Origin of the sequence: Pseudoduganella namucuonensis (assembly GCF_900116645.1) — a bacterium.
GTDB lineage: Bacteria > Pseudomonadota > Gammaproteobacteria > Burkholderiales > Burkholderiaceae_D > Rugamonas > Rugamonas namucuonensis.
In genome coordinates this window covers 184,743-197,878 of sequence record NZ_FPBO01000002.1, presented here as the reverse complement: position 1 = coordinate 197,878, position 13,136 = coordinate 184,743, and the positions used below count along the sequence as shown (strand labels likewise).

Below are 13,136 nucleotides of genomic sequence, written 5' to 3'. Positions count from 1 at the left end.
AAATTCAAGCGATTGATATAACTTAATCGATCGTTTGATTAAGTTTTTTCAGCAAGCGGGAGTAGGCGAAAGAGCAATGGTATTACGACATCGCTGGGGACAAACATGAGAGCATCGCGCGGGATGGCTCTCATATCCGGGTTTGGCGGGGGGACGGCGAGGGGAGGGGAGGGGGCGGGCGCCTGTGGTCAGCCGCGGCGCCGGCGCGACGCGCAGGCCATCGCCAGCAGCGCCAGCGCCATCAGGGCGGGCGTGCCCGGCTCGGGCAGTTCCGCCACCAGGAAGTCCAGTTCGAAACTATCGGCGTTGATGCCGCCCATGTTGCCGACGCCGAACACCACGCCGGCGGCGGCGAACTCGCCGCTCCAGGCGTAGGGGAAGTAGGCCCGGTAGTCGTCGGCCAGGTTGCCGGTCTCGAACACCTCCACGCCGTCGCTGTAGTAGCGGATGCGCGCGTCCCGCAGGTAGACGGCCATCGAGAAGTCCAGGCCGTTGCCGTCTATGCCCACGCCGATCAGGGCGGTCTCCCCCGGGGACGGGAACATGTCGCCGGTGGCGGAGCCCTGCAGGAGGATGCGGTGCTGGCCGAGGCCCAGCGCCGTCTCGCCGTCGTTGACGCCGACATCGTGGCCGGCGCGCGCGAACACCTCCGTCAAGCCGTCGAAGGTGTTGGTCATGAAGGTCGCGTCGCCGCTGGCGGAACCGGCCAGAAACACCGAGTAGCTCGATCCGCCAGTCACGATGGGCGCCGCGCCGGCCGCGCAGGCGGCCAGGGACAACAGCAGGGTTGCCAATAGTTTGAGCATATATCCTCCGAAGGTGGTCTACACGGGATCAAGCAAGCTCCGTTCCCATGCTTGAGAAGGGTTAAGAATCAACCGAGTAGCTTTATGATAATGTTTTTACTTCGGAAACATGTAAGCTTTTCTGACGACGGGCGAAAAAAAGCCCGCATCGGGTGCGGGCTGAATCCAATTGTTCGAGGAACGGTTGGAGGAGACAGTTCCAATATAGGCCGATCCATGCTGCGCCGCAATACCGTAAAACTACTAGGTGCCGCCTATTCCTTAGGGGAGGGGCGCGCGGCGCGGATGCGTGGTGGGTCAGGTCCGCGCCAGGCAGCGCGCCAGCGCGTCCGCCAGCTCGCGCGGCTCCAGCGGATGGGCCAGCGGCAGCGGCGGACGGCCGCCCGGGCTGTCCGGCAGCGCGAGCGCCACCTGGTCGTCGGCGGCCGAGCGTATCAGCACCACCGGCAGCGCGGGCCGGCGCCGCAGCACGTCGGCCAGCAGGGCGGCGAACGCGGGGTCGGCGGCGCCGCGCGTGGTGTCCAGGTCGCACAGCAGCAGGTCGAAGGGCTGGCCGGCGCAGGCGTCGGCCTGGGCGGCGTCCGCCACCACCGTCGGCGCGTAGCCCAGGTGGGCGGCGATGCTGGCCACCAGGCCGCAGTTGGCCGGCGCCCCGTCCAGCAGCAGCACGCGGGCCCGGGCCGGTGCCGACGCGGGCGCGGCGCCCGCCTCGTTGTGGGCGCTGGGCTGATGCGTGGCGCGCAGCGCGGCGGGCAGGAAGGCTTCCACGGACGGCATCAGCGTGTCCGGTTCCAGGGATTTGGGCAGGTGGCCGTCGAAGCCGGCCGCGCGCAGCGCGGCGCCGCCGTCGTCGACCGGCAGCGCGCTGGCGGCCAGCACCGGGATGGCCCGCGTGGCCGGATCGGCCTTCAGCGCGCGCACCACGCCGTAGCCGTCCAGGCGGGGCAGGTGGATGTCGCAGATGACCAGGTCCGGCAGTTCGCCGCGCGCCATCTCCAGCCCGTGCACGCCGTCGTAGGCGCACAGGGGCTGGTGCCCGAACGCGTCCAGCAGATAGGACATCAGGTCCATATTGGCCTGGTTGTCCTCGATTATCAGCACGCGTGCCGCCATACCGCTCCTTCGCCGTGGGTGCGCCGGTTTACCTGCGGGTTTTCATGGCCAGCGTGAAGGTGCTGCCGTGGCCGAAGTCGCTGCTGAAGAACAGCGAGCCGCCGATCAGGTTGGCCAGGTTCTGGCACAGGTACAGGCCCAGGCCCGCGCCCTCCACGTGCCGGGTGGAGGTCGAGTCCAGCTGCGAGAAGGCCTGGAACAGCTTGGCCTGGTCCTCCTGGCGGATGCCGGCGCCGCTGTCGGCCACGGCGAACTCGGTCAGCAGCGCGTCGCCGTCGGCGCGCTGGCTCAGGCTGACGCGCACCGTGCCCTTCTCGGTGAACTTGATGGCGTTGTTGGCCAGGTTGATCAGGATCTGCGCCAGCGCGCGGCGGTCGGTGTTGAGCGTGATGGGCTGCGGCGCCAGGTCCACCTCCAGCGCCAGGCCCTTTTGCGCGGCCAGCGGGCGCAAGGTGTCGGCCACCTCGGCGATCAGGTCCTGGCACTGCACGGCCTCGGTGGTCAGGGTGACCTTGCCGGCCTCGATCTTGGCCACGTCGAGGATGTCGTTGATCAGCGAGAGCAGATGGCGCGCGCTGTTGCGGATGGTGTTGAGCTGCTTGTCCTGCTCCCCCGTCAGCGGGCCGGGCAGCTTCATCAGCAGCGCGCCGGTGAAGCCGATGATGGCGTTGAGCGGCGTGCGCAGCTCGTGCGACATGTTGGCGATGAAGGCCGACTTCATGCGGCTGGCCTCGGCCAGCTCCAGGTTCTTCAGCGCGATCTCGCGGTTGATGGTTTCCAGCTCGCCGGCGTGGTGCGCCAGCCGCATGTTCAGTTCGATCACCTGCCGCTCGCGCGCCTGCAGCTCGCTGTTGACCTGCACCGCCTGCTCGTAGGTGGAGATCAGCAGGTCCAGGATCTGCTGCCGCTCGGCGTTGATGAAGTGCTTCTGGTCGCCCAGGTAGAGGGCGATGCCGACCTCCATGTTCTGGTTCTTGCGCAGCTTCTGGTTCACCAGCATGTGGCCGATGCGGTTCAGCAGGTAGTCCTCCGCGTATGGCTTGCGGATGAAGTTGTCGGCGCCGCACTCGATGCCGCGGATGATGTCCTTGGGGTCGGTCAGCGAGGTGACCAGGATGACGGGGATGTCGCGCAGCGCGCCGTCGGACTTGATGGCGCGGCACAGCTCGTAGCCGTCCATCTCGGGCATCACGATGTCGGACAGCACCAGGTGCGGCTTGCGCTCGCGGATCGCGTCCAGCGCCAGGCGGCCGTTGCCGGCCACGCGCGCCTTGTAGCGCACCGACTGGATCAGGCGGCGCAGCCGTTCGGCCTGGGTGGGACTGTCCTCGACGATGAGGATCTCGATTTCGTCCGGTTCTATCTCATAAGTGGAGTCCACAGACCGCCTCCGAGTATTTTTCTCGCTATGACTATATAGGAATTTACATGCAATAGTGAACTTTCGGGCATGCGTGCGCGGCTAGCCGCCCTGGAAATCGCCGGCGCGGTAGGTGAGCACCAGCGTGTCGCGGTGGCCGTGTTCCCCCAGCGGCTGGATGGGGGTCGATTCGTGGATCACGGTGGCGTCGTCGAGCAGCAGCATGGTCCACGGCTCGGTCATCGTGAAGCGTTTGCCGTTCGGCCCGTCGGCCTCGAACACGCGCGTCTCGCCGCCCTTGATGCCGTGCCGGCTGATCAGCAGCACGGCCACGAAATCGACGCCGTCGCGGTGCGCGCCCTCCGGCGTGGGACGGCCGATGCCGTCGGTGGTGTCGATGCGGAACTGGTGCGCCTCCACGTACCAGGGGCGGGCGCCGCGCGCGGCGGAGCAGGCGTCGCCGACGGCGGCCAGCAGCTTGCGCCAGGCCGGGTTGGCGGCCGTCTCCGGCAGCACCGGCTCGAACAGGCGGCGCATGCCGCCGTGCAGCGCGTTGTATTCCAGCGGCTGCCAGTGCGCGCGGTGCGGGGTCTGGACCAGCTCGCCGTCCCGCTGCACGAAGCACGAGTGGCGGCGGCGGCGGTAGCGGCCGCCGTCCTTCAGGTAGCCGTCCAGGGCCAGCGTGTCCCAGCTGGGCAGCAGCGCGTCCAGCTCGTCGAGCCGGCAGCCGGCCAGCGCGGCGACGTCGGCCGGCCGCAGCAGCGCGTAGCCGTCGCCGCGCAGGGCCTCGGCGAGACGGTCGGGGGAGGTGTGGATGGGGGCGTGGGAAGTCATGGGGCGGGCGGTGGTGGCAATGGCGGATCGTCACGTATTTTACGACGGGAAGCGCCCTCTTGCTTGGTGGCCATGTATACATTTGCCATATGCCCATATAGAGTAGCGCCACTTGTCAACGTCATAATGGAGTCGTCTATGGATTGGACCGAGGGCTACAATTCCGAAGTGGAATACACCTGCGGCTACTACCCCGAGCAAAGTCCCGCGCAGCTGAACCTGGTGTGCGCCGCGCACGGCGTGGAGCCGGTGCCGCTCGGGGACGGCTTCACCTATTGCGAACTGGGCTTCGGGCGCGGCCTGACGGTCACCGCGCTGGCCGCCGCCCATCCGCGCGGCCGCTTCTACGCCGCCGATTTCAATCCGGCCCACGTGTCCGGCGCGCGCGAACTGGCGCGCGCCGCGGGGCTGGACAATCTGACCTTGCTGGAGGCCAGCTTCGAGACGCTGGCCGACGGCGGCCACGAGCTGCCCGGCTTCGACTTCATCACCCTGCACGGCATCTACACCTGGGTCACGCCGGCCAACCAGGCCCACATCGTGCGCTTCATCGACCGTTACCTGAAGCCGGGCGGCGTGGTCTACGTCAGCTACAACGCCATGCCGGGCTGGACCGCCGCGCTGCCGCTGCAGCGCCTGCTGGTGGAGTTCGCCGACACCCATCCGGACCGCGGCGACGCGCAGTTCCAGGCCGGCACCCGGCTGCTGCAGCGCATGGACGCGCTGCAGGCCGGCTATTTCACCGGCAATCCCGGCGCGAAGCAGCGCCTGGCCGCGATCGAGCAGGGCGACCGCCACTACCTGGTGCACGAGTATATGCACCGCCAGTGGCAGCCGCTGTACCACGCCGACGTGGTGCGCGACCTGGCGGCGGCCAAGCTCGACTTCGCCGGCTCCAGCGACCTGTCGCTGCGCTACCCGGACCTGGTGTTCGACGCCGAGCGGCTGGGCCTGATCGGCGGCATGAAGACGCCGGTGATGCGCGAGACCATGAAGGACTACCTGCTCAACACCGGCTTCCGCAAGGACGTGTTCGTGCGTGGCGCGCGCCGCATGACGTCGCTGCGCCAGGCCGAGTGCCTGGGCGCGGCGACGCTCCACCTGACGCGTCCGCGCGGCGAGACGACGCTCAAGCTGAAGCTGACGTTCGGCGAGCTCGAGGGCGTGCCCGGCCTGTACGAGCCGGTGCTGGACGCGCTGGCCCAGCGGCCGCACAGCATCGCCGAACTGCGCGCGCTGCCGGCGCTGGCCGGCCAGTCGCACGCCAACGTGACGCAGATCGCCGTGTTGCTGACAGCCTCGGGCCAGACCGCCATCGGCTGGGGCGCCGCCGGGGACGCCGCGGGGGACACACAAGCAGCCCTCGCGCTGAACCGCGCGCTGGCCAGGCTGGCGCGCTACGGCGACGACCACAAGATACTGTGCTCGCCGGCGCTGGGCGGCGGACTGCAGGCCAGCCACATCGAGCGGCTGGTCTACCTGGCCTTGAGCGAGGGGCTGGACCCGGACGACAGCGACGGCGTGGGCCGGCGCGTGTGGCAGGCGATGCGCGAGCAGGGGCGCTATCTGCAGAAGGACGGGGTGGTGCTGCAGTCGGACGCCGACAACCTGGCGGCGCTGGCGCCCACCGTGCGCCGCGCGCTGACGCGGCAATTGCCGCTGTGGCGCCAGCTGGGGATTATTTAGCCTCGGCGAACACGATGCCGCAGCCGGGGTCCACCGCCTCCAGGGCGAGGTTGAGCTCGAAGATGGTGCGCGCGTCGGCCTCCACCCGCATCTCCAGGTGCGGGCCGGCGGGCACGATCTGGCGCGCCTGGCGCAGCGCGCGCGGATGCTCGCGCAGCACCTGCCACACCGATTCGGCGTGCAGCGCGACGAAAGAAGGCGCGAAGGAAGGCGCCGTGGCGTCGTCCGCTGGTTCGGGTGGGGCGGGGGTGTTCATGGCGTGCTCCAAACGTGTGGATGGAGCAATAATACGCTTAAAAAGCGGGCAACCGGCGCTTGCGCTCAAACGCTTTTCATCAGGCTGGCGCGCAGGGTGTTGAGCTGTTCCTTCATGCCTACCACCTGCTCCAGCGTGCACTGCGTGGCGCCGATGATCTCGGCCGGCAGCAGGGCCGCCTCCTCGCGCAGGCGGTCGCCGCGCGCGGTGAGGGCGATGATGACCTGGCGCTCGTCGTTCGGGCAGCGGGTGCGGGTCAGCAGCTCGGCCTGCTCCATGCGCTTGAGCAGCGGGGTCAGCGTGGCCGAATCGAGGAACAGGCGCTCGCCCACCTCGGACACGGTCAGCTCGTCGCGCTCCCACAGCACCATCATCACCAGGTATTGCGAGTACGTCAGCCCCAGCTTGCGCAGCAGTTTGCGGTACAGCTTGTTCATCGCCAGCGAGGTGGAATACAGCGCGAAGCACAGCTGCGCGTCCAGGCGGGGCACCTGGTTCAGGGCGGGGGTGGCGGGGGTGTCGTGAGGGGCGTCCATCCGCCGCAGTATAGATAGTGCACTATTAAATTGCAAGCTCGGCGTGCAAAGTTTCGCTTGTCAGCGCGGGACACATGTCTTATCGTTATTGATGCCGCTGACCCACAAAGCGGCGGGGGATATCGCGATGAAATGGACACCCGAGCACCGGAGCGAAGCGCCGACGCTGATGCTGGTTGAACTCGATCCGCTGGCGGTGGTCGACGGCGAACGCCTCGACGACACCTACCTGGCGGACAATGTCGAAGCCTGCGGCAGCATGCGCGAATTCTGCCCGGCCTGCCGCCAGGGCCAGCTGCAGCTGGTGCTGCGCCAGGACAATGTGCGCGTGGCCCACCTGTTCTGCTACCACTGCACGCGCTGCTTCGGCGCCCTGCTCGAAGACGGCACGCCGGCGCTGTGCGAATGAGGGCCGGCCCCTGCTATCATGCTGTCTGGTAAGTGACAGCGACAGCGACAGTGACGGGGACCGCGCAGATGAATGAGCACAAGGATGGGCACAGGGTGGACCACACGAAGGCGATCATCCTGATCGCCGACGCCGCGCCGGACAAGCTGCTCTGGCTGAACGGCTTGCTGCAGGATCAATACGAGGTCAAGCTGGCCGGCGACGGCCGCGCCGTGCTGCGCATCGCCCAGCAGGTGCCGCGCCCGGACCTGCTGTTGCTGGACGCCGCGCTGCCCGAGCTGGACGGCGTGTCGGTCTGCCAGCAGTTGCGGCGCAATCCCGACACGGCCGCCATGCCCGTGATCCTGATGGTGGGCGAGGGCCAGGCCGAGCAGGAGCAGCGCTGCTTCCGCGAGGGCGCCTCCGAGGTCATCAACACGCCGCTGGTGCCGGAGGCGGTGCTGGCGCGGGTGGCCACCCATCTGGGGCTGACCCGCGCCCACGAACTGCTGCGCCACCAGCGCCTGCACCTGGAGGAGCTGGTCAGCGAAACCACGCACGAGCTGACGCAGATGGTGGACGCGGTGATCTGGGCCATGGCCTCGCTGGCCGAGACGCGCGACTACGAGACCGCCAACCACATCCGCCGCGTGCAGCACTACGTGTCCACCCTGGCGCGCCAGCTGCAGGGCCACCCCCGCTTCAAGCACGAGCTCAGCAACCGCAACATCGGCTTCCTGTACCAGGCCGCGCCGCTGCACGACATCGGCAAGGTCGGCATCCCGGACGCCATCCTGCTGAAGCCGGGACGCCTGACGGCGGAGGAGTTCGAGCAGATGAAGCTGCACACGGTGTACGGCCGCGACGCCATCGCCGACGTCGAGCAGCACCTGGGCTTTTCCAACAACTTCCTGCGCTTCGCGCGCGAGATCGCCTATTCGCACCAGGAGAAGTTCGACGGCTCCGGCTACCCGCAGGGGCTGGAGGGCGAGGCGATCCCGGTCTCGGCGCGGCTGATGGCGGTGGCCGACGTGTACGACGCGCTCATCTCCAGGCGGGTCTACAAGCCCGCCTTCACCCACGAGACCGCCATCGAGCTGATACGCCAAGGCAGCGGCGAGCACTTCGACCCGGACGTTGTGGACGCCATGCTGATGGTGGAGGAGGAGTTCATGGCCATCGCGGCCGAGTTCCAGGACGCCGCGCAGGAATAACCGGAGCAGCCGGGGCCGCGTGGCATTTACGCCCGGGTAGTTGCTTTCATACATCAATCTGCACTATAGTCGATGCATACAGGCGGCCGGCGCGGCCGCCGCCCCGGTCCGGAGCGCGGCTTATGCGGATACACGGTTTCCTGGCGTTCGCGGTGGGCATATGCATCACCGTGTGGGTCTGCCTGTTCGTGTCCGAGGCGCAGGAGCACAACCTGCGCAGCAACTTCCAGCGCGACACCGACAAGATCGCCCGCGACACGGCGGTGCGGCTGCAGACCTATTTCGACATGCTGCTCAGCATCAAGGGCCTGTACTCGGTGGACGAGCAGGTCAGCCGCGCCAAGTTCAGCCGCTACGTGCAGGAACTCAAGCTGAGCGAGCGCTATCCCGGCTTCCAGGCCATCCAGTTCGTGCGCCAGGTGCCGGCCTCCGGGCTGGACGACTTCGCCGCCGGCGTGCGCGCCGACGCCAGCCTGGTGCCGGGCGGTTATCCCAAGTTCTCGATCCACCCGGCCGCCGCGCGCGAGCTGCATTACATCATCGAATACAACGAGCCCATGGCCGGCAACGAGAACGCGTTCGGGCTCGACCTGGGCGCGCTGCCGCCGCACCGGCGCGCGCTGGAACTGGGACGCGACAGCGGGCAGATCGTCGCCACCGAGCGCATCACCCTGGTGCAGGACAGCAGCGGCCAGCCCGGCTTCGTCGCGCGCGCGCCGGTGTACCGGCCGCGCATGCCGCTGGACACGGTGGAGCAGCGGCGCGCGGCGCTGGCGGGCTTCGTGGCCATCGTGTTCCGCGTGAACAACCTGATGCGCGAGGTGGTCGACACCCCGCTGCTGGCGCACATGAACATCCGCATCAACGACGCCGGCTACCAGCAGGAGGGCGGCGCCACGCCGCCGTCGCTGGACAACCTGATGTACGACAGCGCCGGCAAGATCGGCGGCGGCGAACGCCAGCCGGCGCTGCACGGCCTGACGGCGCAGGCCGCACTGGCGGTGGGCGAGCGGCGCTGGGTGATGGCGTTCGAGGGCCTGGCCGGGGCGCGCTATGGCAGCGGCCGCGCGCGCATCGCGCTGATCGCCGCCGCCGGCACCGTGATCAGCGCGCTGATCGGCCTGCTGCTGGTGACGGCGCAGCGGCGCCGCGAACTGGCCGAGCAGCTGCGCAAGGACATCAAGGTGCGCGAGCAGGCCGAGGCGGCGCTGGTGGAGACCCAGCACGGGCTGGAGCGCAGCCTGGACGAGCTGGCGGCGCAAAAGGCCAACGCCGAGCTGGCGCACCGCGACCTGACCCTGGTGCTGGCCACCTTGAAGCAGGCGCAGGCCAACCTGATCACGTCGGAGAAGATGGCGTCGCTGGGGGCGCTGGTGGCCGGCATCGCGCACGAGCTGAACACGCCGATCGGCAACAGCCTGCTGACGGCGACCGCGCTGTCGGACATGGTGGGGCAGTTCACGAAGAAGCTGGAGGACGGCGGCATCAAGCGCTCCACGCTGGACACCCACCTGCACGACACGCGCACCGCCTGCGGCATCATCGCCGGCTCGCTGGGGCGGGCGGCCGAGCTGATCAACTCGTTCAAGCAGGTGGCGGTGGACCAGACCAGCGGCCTGCGGCGCCGCTTCGACCTGGCCGGGGTGGTGCGCGACACGCTGGCCACCTACACCGCGCAGCTGCGCCGCGCCAACTGCGAGGTGCGCGTCGAGGTGCCGGACGACCTGGAGTTCGACTCCTTCCCCGGCAGCGTGAGCCAGGTGCTGAGCAACCTGACCAGCAACGCAATGCTGCACGCCTTCGACGGCCGGCGCCACGGCATCATCCGCGTGCGCGCGGAGGCGGTGGACGACAGCCACGTGCTGCTGGAGTTCCGCGACGACGGCCTCGGCATGTCGCCGCGCACGCTGCACCAGATCTTCGACCCCTTCTTCACCACCAAGATGGGGCAGGGCGGCTCGGGGCTGGGGATGAACATCGTCTACAACATCGTCACCGGCGTGCTGCGCGGGACGATCGCGATCCAGTCCGAGCCCGGCGAGGGCACCAGCGTCACGCTGGTGCTGCCGCGGGTGGTGCCGATCAAGGACGTGGAGCGGGAGGAGGAAGCGGCCGCGCTGCCCGGCGCGGCGCGCTGACAAAAAACGGCGGCGCGAGCCAGGGGACAGACCCTCGCGCCACACGGCGTCGCCCAAGGCACGGGACTGTGAACGCGGGTCTGTCCCCGGTCCCCGCCGCCGGTGCTAACGGTTGTAGCGCTCGCGCAGCAGCGCCGCCATCGCCACGTTCTGTTCCCACGCGTCCGTGACCGGCTGGCCCGTGTAGGGCAGCGTCTGCGTATACGGCGCGGGCCCGAACTCCGGCGTCATGGTCAGCGTCGCCGCGCCGGCCGCGCGGCGCAGTTCCACCACCCGGTCCCACCAAGCCAGGTGCGCCGCCAGCGCGCCGGCCGCCTCGGGCGCGCGGAAGTCCGCCACCTGCGGTCCCTGCGCGTGCCCCACCCGCGCGTGCAAGTGGCGCACGCGCGGCAGCGTCGCCGCCAGCGTCTCCGGCTGGTCCTCCAGCAGCGACTCGCAGGCGCAGCACCAGTGCGACAGGTCCGCCGTCAGCGCCAGGTCGGGCAGTCGCGCCAAGTAGGGCAGCAACAGCATCGGATGGCCGCTGAAGCGGCTGCGGTGGATCTCGTGCACGATGGGCACGCCGTGCTCGCGCGCGATGGCGTCCGCCAGCGCGATCAGCTCAAGGTTTTGCCGGGGGCTGTAGAAGTCCTTGCCGGTGTGCGAGTTGACCAGCAGCGGACGGGCGGCGCAGGCGTTGTTCAGCAATTCGGCCAGGGCCGCCTTGTGCGCGTCGAAGCCGGGATGGAACACGGTCTCCCACTGCTGCGCGATCAGCCCCAGGCCGGCGCCGGCGACGCGCCGGGTCCAGTCGTCGCGCTCGGCCGCGTTCAGCGGCAGCGACAGCTCGACGCCGTCGAAGCCGGCCGCCGCCGCCTTGTCGATGAAGGCCTGAGGCGCCAGGTGGTTGCTGCCCCAGTGCGGGGCGAAGATCAGCACCCGCATCAGATGAAGCCCCGCACCGGGAAGGCGGCGTCGCGCTGTATCCAGTTGCGCGGCGAGTACTCGGTGCGCGCGTCGGTCGCGTGCAGCGTGTAGGCGTGGCGCGAGACGGCCGAGCGGTTGGGCGCGCTGTAGTGCGGCAGCAGGCCGTGGAAGCACACCAGGCTGCCCGCCTTGCATTCCAGCGGCACGGCGGTGGAGTCGTCCGGCCAGGGCGTGTCGTCCAGCTTCTCGACGCGGATGTCGTCGCCGCAGCGCACGAAGCGCTCGCGCAGCGGCGTGCGGTGGCCGCCCGGCTCGGCCCACATGCAGCCGTTCTCCAGGGTCGCGTCCTCCAGCGCGAACCAGAAGGTGGTCACGCTGATCGGGTGGGTCTCGAAATAGGTGGCGTCCTGGTGCCAGCGCACCTCGCCGCCGATGCCGGGCTGCTTGAAGATGTACATCGATTGCCACACCTGCGGCCGCTCCAGGCCCAGGTCCAGCGCCACGGCGGCCAGGCGCGCGTCGGTGGAGAAGGCGCGGAACACCGGGTCCAGGTCGTGCATGGCGTGGCCGATCTTGTTGATCGACAACGCCTTGTCCTGCCGCAGTTGGCCGTCGGGACCGAAGGCCTCCTCCTCGAAGAAGCAGCGCACCGTGTTGTCCGAGCGCAGGAAGTACGCGTCCGCCTTCTTTTCCTGGTCCTTGGTGGTGAAGACGCCTTGCGCCACGCTTGGATCGAAATCGTTGACAATCTGCGCGGCGCGGGCCCGCAGGGCGGCGATTTCGGCCGGCGACTTGAAATTCGGGAGGACGATGTAGCCGTCGCGTTCATATTGTTGCTTCTGTGCGTCTGTCAGCATGGCGGGGACTCCTGTTGGGGCGTGCGACCATTGTAAGACGGCGCCGGGCGCCGGACAACGCGCAAACGGTTGACACATTGTCTCCAAAGTGGCGACAATCGCGCATGGATCAGCTCAGGGCGATGGAAATCTTTGTCGAGGTGGCGCGGCTGCGCAGCTTCAGCGCGGCCGGACGGCGGCTGGGGTTGACGCGCGCCATGGTCAGCAAGCACATCATGCAACTGGAGGACAGACTGCAGGCCCGTTTGCTGCACCGCTCCACGCGCGAGGTGAGCCTGACGGACGTGGGCCAGGCCTACCTGGAGCCGTGCATGGCGACGGTGGCGCAGGCGAGGGAGGCGGCGCGCGTGGTCACGCACGCGGGCGTGGAGCTGGCCGGGCCGCTGCGCATCCAGGCGCCGTCCAGCTTCGGCGGCCTGTGGCTGGCCGACGCGCTGGCCCGCTTCAGCCTGCCCCATCCCCGACTCACGCCGCTGCTGTACGTGGACGACGCGCTGCTGGACCCGATCGAGCACGGCTTCGACCTGACGATACGGGTGGGCGGCATTCCCGACAGCCACGCGCTGTCCATGCGGCCGCTGGCGCCGTGCAAGGGCGTGCTGTGCGCCAGCCCGGCCTACCTGGCGAAGGCGGGCCGGCCGCAAGCGCCGGAAGACCTGCACCGCCACCAGTGCCTGCACTTCAGCCACCTGACGGACGGCGCCACCTGGCGTTTCGCGCGCGGCGAGGAACGCACGGCGGTGCGCGTCAACGTCGGCTTCACGGCCAACAACGGCCTGGTGCTGCATCAGGCGGCGCTGCGTGGGCTGGGCATCGTCTACAGCACCACCTTCCTGGCCTGGCAGGCCTTGCTGGACGGCAGCCTGGTGCCGGTGCTGGACGACTGGGAATTGCCGCTCAACCACCTGAGCGCGCTGTATCCCGCCAGCCGCCAGCCCTCGCCCAAGGTGCGCGCGCTGATCGATTTCCTGGTCGCCGAGTACCAGCCGGTGCCGCCGTGGGACGCGGCCCTGGCCGCCGCGGGAACGTTGTCCGGATAAGC

At 69.0% G+C, this 13,136-nt stretch carries 13 protein-coding genes; 5 read left to right on the top strand and 8 right to left on the bottom strand.

Going from position 1 to position 13,136, the window contains the following annotated elements; translation table 11 throughout:
• Window positions 1-188 precede the first annotated feature (188 nt).
• The 4 genes from BM436_RS02900 to BM436_RS02885 all read right to left on the bottom strand — a co-directional run bounded on the left by BM436_RS02900 (window position 189) and on the right by BM436_RS02885 (window position 4,113).
• A complete protein-coding gene (locus BM436_RS02900) occupies window positions 189-806 on the bottom strand; it encodes a PEP-CTERM sorting domain-containing protein (RefSeq protein WP_143132934.1) in 618 nt (205 codons plus the stop codon).
• A gap of 297 nt (window positions 807-1,103) precedes the next feature.
• On the bottom strand, window positions 1,104-1,919 hold the full coding sequence (locus BM436_RS02895) for a response regulator (RefSeq protein ID WP_093553300.1): 816 nt from the start codon (window positions 1,917-1,919) through the stop codon (window positions 1,104-1,106).
• A 28-nt stretch (window positions 1,920-1,947) separates the two neighbouring features.
• The gene (locus BM436_RS02890; RefSeq protein ID WP_093553298.1) at window positions 1,948-3,300 is read right to left on the bottom strand and encodes a hybrid sensor histidine kinase/response regulator; all 1,353 of its coding nucleotides are present in this window, start codon (window positions 3,298-3,300) and stop codon (window positions 1,948-1,950) included.
• Window positions 3,301-3,381: 81 nt separating this feature from the next.
• On the bottom strand, window positions 3,382-4,113 hold the full coding sequence (locus BM436_RS02885) for a 2OG-Fe dioxygenase family protein (protein ID WP_093553296.1): 732 nt from the start codon (window positions 4,111-4,113) through the stop codon (window positions 3,382-3,384).
• 138 nt (window positions 4,114-4,251) lie between these two features.
• On the opposite strand from BM436_RS02885, the gene BM436_RS02880 reads away from it, so the two are divergent.
• The gene (locus BM436_RS02880) at window positions 4,252-5,799 is read left to right on the top strand and encodes a class I SAM-dependent methyltransferase (RefSeq protein ID WP_177306910.1); all 1,548 of its coding nucleotides are present in this window, start codon (window positions 4,252-4,254) and stop codon (window positions 5,797-5,799) included.
• On the opposite strand, the gene BM436_RS02875 is transcribed toward BM436_RS02880, so the two are convergent.
• Together BM436_RS02875 and BM436_RS02870 are read right to left on the bottom strand one after the other, a co-directional pair.
• Window positions 5,792-6,055, bottom strand: a complete 264-nt coding sequence (locus tag BM436_RS02875) for a hypothetical protein (RefSeq protein WP_093553292.1) — start codon at window positions 6,053-6,055, stop codon at window positions 5,792-5,794. The genes BM436_RS02880 and BM436_RS02875 overlap by 8 nt on opposite strands.
• Before the next feature lie 65 nt (window positions 6,056-6,120).
• On the bottom strand, window positions 6,121-6,591 hold the full coding sequence (locus BM436_RS02870; RefSeq protein WP_093553290.1) for a MarR family winged helix-turn-helix transcriptional regulator: 471 nt from the start codon (window positions 6,589-6,591) through the stop codon (window positions 6,121-6,123).
• Between the two features lie 127 nt (window positions 6,592-6,718).
• On the opposite strand from BM436_RS02870, the gene BM436_RS02865 reads away from it, so the two are divergent.
• The 3 genes from BM436_RS02865 to BM436_RS02855 all read left to right on the top strand — a co-directional run bounded on the left by BM436_RS02865 (window position 6,719) and on the right by BM436_RS02855 (window position 10,331).
• Window positions 6,719-7,000 carry a hypothetical protein gene (locus tag BM436_RS02865; RefSeq protein WP_093553288.1) on the top strand — a complete coding sequence of 94 codons (282 nt, stop codon included), beginning with the start codon at window positions 6,719-6,721 and terminating at the stop codon, window positions 6,998-7,000.
• A gap of 68 nt (window positions 7,001-7,068) precedes the next feature.
• Entirely contained in the window at window positions 7,069-8,193 is a 1,125-nt protein-coding gene (locus BM436_RS02860) for an HD domain-containing phosphohydrolase (protein WP_093553657.1), read from the top strand.
• A gap of 122 nt (window positions 8,194-8,315) precedes the next feature.
• Window positions 8,316-10,331, top strand: a complete 2,016-nt coding sequence (locus tag BM436_RS02855; RefSeq protein WP_093553286.1) for a CHASE domain-containing protein — start codon at window positions 8,316-8,318, stop codon at window positions 10,329-10,331.
• A 105-nt stretch (window positions 10,332-10,436) separates the two neighbouring features.
• Here BM436_RS02855 and BM436_RS02850 read toward each other — a convergent pair whose 3' ends face one another.
• Both BM436_RS02850 and BM436_RS02845 read right to left on the bottom strand, forming a co-directional pair.
• Window positions 10,437-11,255: a sugar phosphate isomerase/epimerase family protein gene (locus tag BM436_RS02850; protein ID WP_093553284.1), complete on the bottom strand. Its 819-nt coding sequence runs from the start codon at window positions 11,253-11,255 to the stop codon at window positions 10,437-10,439.
• Window positions 11,255-12,094, bottom strand: coding sequence for a phytanoyl-CoA dioxygenase family protein (locus tag BM436_RS02845; protein ID WP_093553282.1), 840 nt, complete (start codon window positions 12,092-12,094; stop codon window positions 11,255-11,257). Before BM436_RS02845 ends, BM436_RS02850 begins: the two co-directional genes overlap by 1 nt.
• Window positions 12,095-12,198: 104 nt before the next feature.
• On the opposite strand from BM436_RS02845, the gene BM436_RS02840 reads away from it, so the two are divergent.
• Window positions 12,199-13,134, top strand: a complete 936-nt coding sequence (locus tag BM436_RS02840; RefSeq protein WP_229488824.1) for a LysR family transcriptional regulator — start codon at window positions 12,199-12,201, stop codon at window positions 13,132-13,134.
• The last annotated feature ends 2 nt before the right edge of the window (window positions 13,135-13,136 follow it).

Bases quoted from the DNA above. Each gene is read 5' to 3' on its own strand.
- BM436_RS02895 (WP_093553300.1), bottom strand. From the start codon at position 1,919: ATGGCGGCACGCGTGCTGATAATCGAGGACAACCAGGCCAATATGGAC.
- BM436_RS02865 (WP_093553288.1), top strand. From the start codon at position 6,719: ATGAAATGGACACCCGAGCACCGGAGCGAAGCGCCGACGCTGATGCTG.
- BM436_RS02880 (WP_177306910.1), top strand. From the start codon at position 4,252: ATGGATTGGACCGAGGGCTACAATTCCGAAGTGGAATACACCTGCGGC.
- BM436_RS02875 (WP_093553292.1), bottom strand. From the start codon at position 6,055: ATGAACACCCCCGCCCCACCCGAACCAGCGGACGACGCCACGGCGCCT.
- BM436_RS02900 (WP_143132934.1), bottom strand. From the start codon at position 806: ATGCTCAAACTATTGGCAACCCTGCTGTTGTCCCTGGCCGCCTGCGCG.
- BM436_RS02855 (WP_093553286.1), top strand. From the start codon at position 8,316: ATGCGGATACACGGTTTCCTGGCGTTCGCGGTGGGCATATGCATCACC.
- BM436_RS02850 (WP_093553284.1), bottom strand. From the start codon at position 11,255: ATGCGGGTGCTGATCTTCGCCCCGCACTGGGGCAGCAACCACCTGGCG.
- BM436_RS02860 (WP_093553657.1), top strand. From the start codon at position 7,069: ATGAATGAGCACAAGGATGGGCACAGGGTGGACCACACGAAGGCGATC.
- BM436_RS02845 (WP_093553282.1), bottom strand. From the start codon at position 12,094: ATGCTGACAGACGCACAGAAGCAACAATATGAACGCGACGGCTACATC.
- BM436_RS02870 (WP_093553290.1), bottom strand. From the start codon at position 6,591: ATGGACGCCCCTCACGACACCCCCGCCACCCCCGCCCTGAACCAGGTG.
- BM436_RS02840 (WP_229488824.1), top strand. From the start codon at position 12,199: ATGGATCAGCTCAGGGCGATGGAAATCTTTGTCGAGGTGGCGCGGCTG.
- BM436_RS02885 (WP_093553296.1), bottom strand. From the start codon at position 4,113: ATGACTTCCCACGCCCCCATCCACACCTCCCCCGACCGTCTCGCCGAG.